The sequence below is a fragment of the Bradyrhizobium sp. genome, from assembly GCF_035273305.1.
Classification (GTDB): domain Bacteria; phylum Pseudomonadota; class Alphaproteobacteria; order Rhizobiales; family Xanthobacteraceae; genus Bradyrhizobium.
The window spans coordinates 1-6,704 of sequence record NZ_DATEPI010000066.1; the positions used below are offsets into that span (position 1 = coordinate 1).

The 6,704-nt window shown below is 58.9% G+C and carries 3 protein-coding genes and 1 pseudogene; all 4 read left to right on the forward strand.

All coding sequences use genetic code 11. From position 1 onward, the window contains the following. The coding region (locus tag VJV58_RS04285) for a type I secretion C-terminal target domain-containing protein (RefSeq protein ID WP_324136104.1) at positions 1 to 2,785 on the forward strand (2,785 nt) is incomplete at its 5' end. Between the two features lie 64 nt (positions 2,786 to 2,849). After that, the gene (locus VJV58_RS04290) at positions 2,850 to 5,078 is read left to right on the forward strand and encodes a CHASE2 domain-containing protein (protein WP_324136105.1); all 2,229 of its coding nucleotides are present in this window, start codon (positions 2,850 to 2,852) and stop codon (positions 5,076 to 5,078) included. Positions 5,079 to 5,316: 238 nt separating this feature from the next. Then, positions 5,317 to 6,024, forward strand: a complete 708-nt coding sequence (locus VJV58_RS04295) for a hypothetical protein (RefSeq protein ID WP_324136106.1) — start codon at positions 5,317 to 5,319, stop codon at positions 6,022 to 6,024. Between the two features lie 318 nt (positions 6,025 to 6,342). Then, a pseudogene (locus VJV58_RS04300) lies at positions 6,343 to 6,704 on the forward strand (type I secretion system permease/ATPase); the annotation flags it as partial.

A 6,704-nucleotide genomic window follows, 5' to 3' on the forward strand; every position in this document is an offset into this window, starting at 1 on the left:
CCACGCGACAGGAGCGATCGACGTTGAATTGGCTGCCGGTACGGTCACCGATATTGGCGTGAATCCAACCGGAATAGGCCAGGATACACTGCGCTCTATCGAACTTGTAACCGGCAGCAATTACAATGACGTCTATAACGCGGTCGGCTTCGGGCCCAACAGTACGAATGCCGGCAGCGCGGTCACGGCCAACAGCCTCGGGCTTTTCAATGAATTCGAGGGTCGCGCGGGCGACGACCAGATCACGGGTAACGGAACGACACGGGTCTCCTATTATCACGCCACGTCAGGGGTGACCGTAACCTTCACCGAAGGCAGTTGGTCCAGCTCGAGCAGCGGTGCGTCGGGAACTGCCGTGGGTGATGCCTCGGTCGGACAAGACACTTTCACCGGGGTCTACAGCATTCGCGGAAGTTTCTACGACGACACGTTTAACGGCAGCACCAACCCGTTTGGCACTGCCGAGAATTTTGAGGGACTTGGCGGCAACGATACGATCAACGGAGGCGGCGGGTTCGACCGAGCCGTCTATGATAATTCATTCAGCGGGTCGGGCATCAATGTGCAGCTCGCGGATGGCACGGTTACGCCGACGAACCCGATTGGCGCTATCGACATCGGCACGGACACCTTGCGATCGGTTGAAGCGGTTTTCGGCACGAACTTCGACGATATCTACAACGCGGGTGCGACTGCCACGAATCCCGGCGGGTTCAGCACGACCAGCACGAACGCGGGAAGTTCGCCGATATCGGCAACGAATCCGGGCGCGTCGAACTTCAACGAATTTGAGGGCGGCGGCGGAAACGACACCATCACCGGTAACGGCAATACCCGAGTTGCTTACTATCATTCGACGGCAGGCGTGGTGGTGACTCTCGGTGCGAATGGATCAGGAATCGCCGACGGCGACGCATCGGTTGGGCACGACACGTTTGTATCCGGCGTGACCCGGGTCACCGGCTCAGAGTTCAACGATATTCTGACCGGCAACGGTGGCAACAACGTTTTGGACGGACGAGGCGGCGACGACGTTCTGGTCGGCAATGGCGGTAACGATACGCTCACGGGGGGAGACGGCGCCGATATTTTCGTCATGAAGGCCAGCAACAATGTGACAGACGGCAACACGCCGCCCGCCAATAACGACACGATCAGCGATTTCAGCCACTCCGATGGTGATAGGATCGATTTGAGCCGGATTGCGTCGATACACAATCTCGCCGATGTTCTGTCTCATGCTTCCCAAGTCTCCTCGAACGTCGTCATCGACTTCGGCTATCTCGCTCTCACCGATCCGACCTCGCTGACCATCCAGAATGTCACGCTGGCCAATCTGACCGCCAGCGATTTCATCTTCGCGGGCGAGGTCGCCGTCACGGTGCAGACGCCCGATGGTTACGATTTTAGCACCCTGTATGGCGATCTGGCAGCAAGCAATCCGGTTCAGCCCGCGAACAACAACGGAACGCATCTCTTTGCCGTCGACCTCGCCAAGGGCATAACGTTCGAGATGATCGGTACCGGCTTCACCTTTGACGGCACTGGGCATGTCAACGGTGGAACCATCACCGAGATTGATATCCTGAACACCACCGATCCGACCCAAACCACCCAGGATCATGTCCTCGTCAACACCAACGGCTGGAGTATCAGTGCTAGCGCTTTCGTTAGCGACATCGGTCAATACGCGAGCTTGGATCCAGCTACGCATGCTGCTGGTCTGACCGCGCTCAACGGAATCTTCAACGCCGCCACCTACAGCATCGTCGGCACCGACGGCGACGGAATTGCGGATGGGCGCGCTCACGCCGGAGCGGACGTATTTTTTGGTGGCAATCAAGCGGACGTTTTCAACGGCATGCCGGGTTCGTTCGGCCCCGGTGATCCCGGCAACGACACCGTGGATTATTCCCATGCCGGCGCGGCGGTTGCCGCAAACCTGTTCACGGGATCCGGTTCGGCCGGCGCCGCTGCGGGAGATATCTATATCTCGATCGAGAACCTGCGCGGATCAGATTTCAATGACATCCTGACCGGTGACGGCAATAACAACGTGATCGAAGGTGGGCTGGGGAACGACACGCTCGATGGCGGCGGAGGTGCCGACACGGTGAGCTACGAGCATGCGACGGATTTCGTCACCGTGGATCTGAGCAAATCCGTGCAGCAGGATACGCATGGCGCCGGTCTCGACACGCTCTCCAATTTCGAAACTGTTCTCGGATCGAGTTTTGCCGATACGTTGACCGGGAATGGCAACAGCATGCTGGAAGGCGGTCCTGGCAACGATCATCTGATCGGCCAGCCCGGCCAAAACGATACGGCCAGCTATGAGCATGCAGTCTCAGGAGTAACCGTGAGTCTCAACATTGCCGGAGCTCAGAATACCGGCGGGGCGGGTACGGACACGCTGACGAATATCAATAACCTGTTCGGCTCGCAGTTCAGTGACAATCTCACGGGAAACAATAATGCCAACACCCTCGATGGCGGGTTTAGCAACAGCGACGCGCATGACATCTTGACCGGACTTGGCGGCGCGGACAAATTCGTGTTCAACTCTGGTGACATCACCATCACCGATTTCAGCGAGGCCGATCATGACCTGGTCGATATCTCGCATGCCAATAACGGCTCCGGCTTTAGCGACGCGCAGTTGGCTGCCTTGCTTGCCGGCTCGACCGGGGATGCCATCGACTTCGGCAACGGAAACGTCCTGACCTTCGCCAATATCACGAACGTAAGTGCGCAGCTCCATGCGTCGGACTTCCTGCACACGTGAGATCGCCGGCCTCCTCGTCGTCATTGACTTTGAAGCCAATCGCTCGACGTGATATCCAACCAGCATGAAGCGTTTTCGTATATTGCGGCGCTGGTTCGGTCGGAAGATCGGGTACTCCAGGCTGTTTTGCGCCGGCCTTCTGATTGCGCTGGCGGCGCTCCGGATCGCCGATCCCGCTGCTCTCGAAGAGATACGCGTCAGAACCTTCGATACGTTTCAGGTTCTCGATCCCCGCGTGAAGACCGTAAAGCCGGTCGTCGTTGTCGATATCGACGAAAGGAGCCTGGCGAAGCTTGGCCAGTGGCCATGGCCGCGTTCGCGGATTGCGGACATGATCATCAACCTAACCAGGCTTGGCGCAGTTGTAATCGCTTTCGACATGGTGTTCCCCGAGCCCGACCGACTCAATACCGACGCACTGGCTGATTCAATTCGTTATCTCGATGAGCCGACGCGCGCCAAGTTGCGCGCCCTGCCGAGCAACGATCAGATTTTCGCCGATGCAATCAAGCGCTCGCGGGTGGTGCTTGGACAATCCGGGCTGTCAGAGGTCCTTAGGGAATTCGACAAATCGCTGCCGGTGACCGGCCTCGCCATGCTCGGCGAGGAGCCGCAACAATTCATGGTCACCTTCCCCGGTCTGTTGCGGAATGTGCACGTGCTGGAGGAGGCGGCTGCGGGGCGCGGGCTGTTCTCGATCAAAGCCGAGCGCGATGGTATTGTCCGGCGGGTGCCAATGCTGATGCAGGCCCAGGGGGCGACCCTGCCGTCCCTGAGTTTTGAAATACTGAGGGTGGTAACCTCCACCCGCACGATCCTCGTCAAATCCGAAAAGTCCGGCATCAAGAGCGTTGCCGTCAGTGGCCTGGTGGTTCCGACTGACCGCAATGGGCAGCTTTGGGTCCATTTTGCGCATCACGATCCCTCGATCTATGTTTCCGCGGCCGACGTACTTGATGAGACTGTCCCGCCCAGCATGATCAAGGGCAAGCTCGTGCTGATCGGAACGTCGGCGACAGGGCTTAACGACATCAAGACGACGCCGGTGGATCCCGCGATTCCCGGCGTGGAAGTTCACGCGCAGGTGCTGGAGAGCGCGCTGACCCACTCCCTGCTCACGCAACCGAATTACGGAATCGTGATCGAATTCTGCGCCGCGATTCTGCTCGGGATTTTTGTGATCATCTTCGTTCCATTGTTCGGGCCGATCACACTGGGCACCGTCGGCGTGCTGTTGGCATCACTGCTGATCGGAGTCTCCTGGTACTTTTACACCCAACACCGGCTGCTGATCGATTTCACCTATCCATTGATATCCACCGCCGCGATCTACCTCACCCTGATCTTCACCAGCTTCGTCAGGGAGCAGGCGCAGCGCAGGCAAATTCGCTCGGCGTTTGGCCAGTACCTGTCACCTGCCCTGATCGAGCAGCTCGCGCAATCCCCGGAAAAGCTCGTGCTCGGCGGCGAGGAGCGCGAGATGACCATCATGTTTTCAGACGTCCGAGGGTTCACCACCATCTCGGAATCCTTCAAGAACGATCCTCAGGGTCTTACAACCCTGATGAATCGTTTCCTGACGCCGCTGACGAATGCCATTCTCGATCGCAGGGGAACGATCGACAAGTATATGGGCGATGCCATCATGGCGTTCTGGAACGCGCCCGTCGAGGACAGAGAACATCAGCTCCACGCCTGCGAAGCCGCGCTTGATATGCTCGACCGGATCGACGTGCTTAATAGCGAGCGGGCGATCGAGGCAAAGGAGAGCGGCCAAACCTTTATCCCGATCAAAATCGGCGTCGGACTGAATACCGGCACCTGCGTGGTCGGCAACATGGGGTCCGACCTGCGCTTCGATTATTCGGTACTGGGCGACAGCGTCAACCTGGCCTCAAGGCTTGAGGGACAATCAAAGGAATATGGGTTCCCGATCATCGTCGGATCCAAAACCGCGCTTGCGGTCAAGGACAAGTTCGCCATTCTCGAGCTCGACTTCATCATGGTCAAAGGCAAGAAGGAGCCGGAAGTCATCTATGCCATCGCCGGCCGCGAAGATACCGCGCATTCCGGACGCTTCCAGCGCTTGCGCAACCTGACAATTGAAATGCTCGCATGCTACCGCAGCCGAGATTGGGACGGCGCACTTGCCGCCATCGAACGCGGCCGCCAGAGCGATGAAGGCGGCGCGCTGGAACTGCTCTATAATCTGTACGAGGCCCGGATCCGGGGCTACCAAAGTAAGCCGCCGCCGCCTGACTGGAACGGCGCTTTCGCCTTGACGACCAAATAGCGCGGCCAGCTACTTCGTACGTTCGCCAAAATACCTGGCCCAAATAGGCTGGCGCTCGATTGTTCTGGAAATAAGTTGGCTTCTTTTCGTGCCGGCCGACAGTTCAGTAATCCTTGATCTAACGAAACTTCGATCCGTTCCGGCCGTTTTCTCTGTGGGTGCGCCAGGTTGTCGCTTCACCAGCGCCCGCGAACTGAAGATGACACCTAGGCGCCTGATCTAGCCTTAGGAGTCAAAGATGAGCATCTCGGATATCACTTCCATAACAAATGTTGAAACATCGAGCGGTCTCCTGGCCGAAGCGGTCGGGGGCATTGCAACGATCGTTCTCGCCGTGCTGGCGCTGTCGGGAGTTTCACAGGAATATCTTCTCCCGATCGCGACCATCGTATTCGGCGCCGCCTTGCTGATAGAAGGCACATCGATGGCCACCAATTTCATCCATGTGCTGTCAGCCGACACCGGCGAAGCAGCCCAGGTTGGAATCAATGGCGTGTCGGCCGTCCTTCTCGGAGGCGTGACGGGGATCATACTCGGCGTTCTCGCCCTGGTCGGCATCGCGCCGGGCGCGCTGGCGTCGGCGGCGATCATCGTATTCGGTAGCGCGCTCGTGTTGAGTAGCTCGGCTGCGGCGAGCCTCAACTCGATCAAGCTCCGGGCCTTCGGTGGCGGCCTCGCGGGTCCGCTCGGCACAATCGGAGCCAGTTCGGCCGGCGTGCAGGTACTGGCCGGCGTCACCGTCATAGTGCTCGGGATTCTTGCGCTAGCCGGAACCGGCGGGGCGGCTGCTGGCGCGGCGAACCCTGGAGGCGGTTCCGCGCGTACCGTGCTGGACTTGGTTGCCTTGATGGTCTCGGGAGCCGCGATCCTCATCACCGGCAACGGCATGAACAATGCGGTGTTGAGCGCGTTCACGGTGCCGACCAGAGGAATGTTCCAGCGCTAACAAGGAGCGTCCTTTGGAAACTAACGGAGCGCGGTGCTTCGGCGCCGCGCTCTTTTTTGCTTAAACGGAACTTTCGTGCCGCGGCCGGGGCCGGCCGGGCCTTAACCATCGCCGTTCAACCAATAGCGCTCAATGCCGACATAGCTGCCGCCAATCTGTCGGTTCCAACCCTGTTTTGCCTTGCTCGGGACAAGGGCTACGTCCGCATTGACGTTAACGTCACTTCAATGGACGAAAGCTAGAAAAATCAGTACTAATAAGCTATTGCTTGCCCGCGCGAATTGGCGCGCGCCCCTCCATTCGAAGAGATAAGAATTAATGGCAGCCGCTCCCGATGTCCGGCGTTCCGAACTCGGTGATGCGTTGCACGCCTGCCGCAATGCCTTCATCGGCGTGGGCGCGATGAGCTGCGTCATCAACATGCTTTACCTGACCGGCTCGATCTTCATGCTGGAAGTTTACGACCGCGTGCTTCCCAGCCGCAGCGTGCCTACCCTTGTTGGACTGGCCATTCTGGCAACGGGATTATACGCCGCGCAAGGCAGTCTCGACCTGATCCGGGGACGCATCCTTGGCCGCATCGGGACCTCGCTCGACGAGGCGCTCAATGCGCGCGTGTTCGATACGGTTGTGCGGCTGCCGCTCATGGTCGGTGGACGCAACGAAGGACTGCAGCCGTT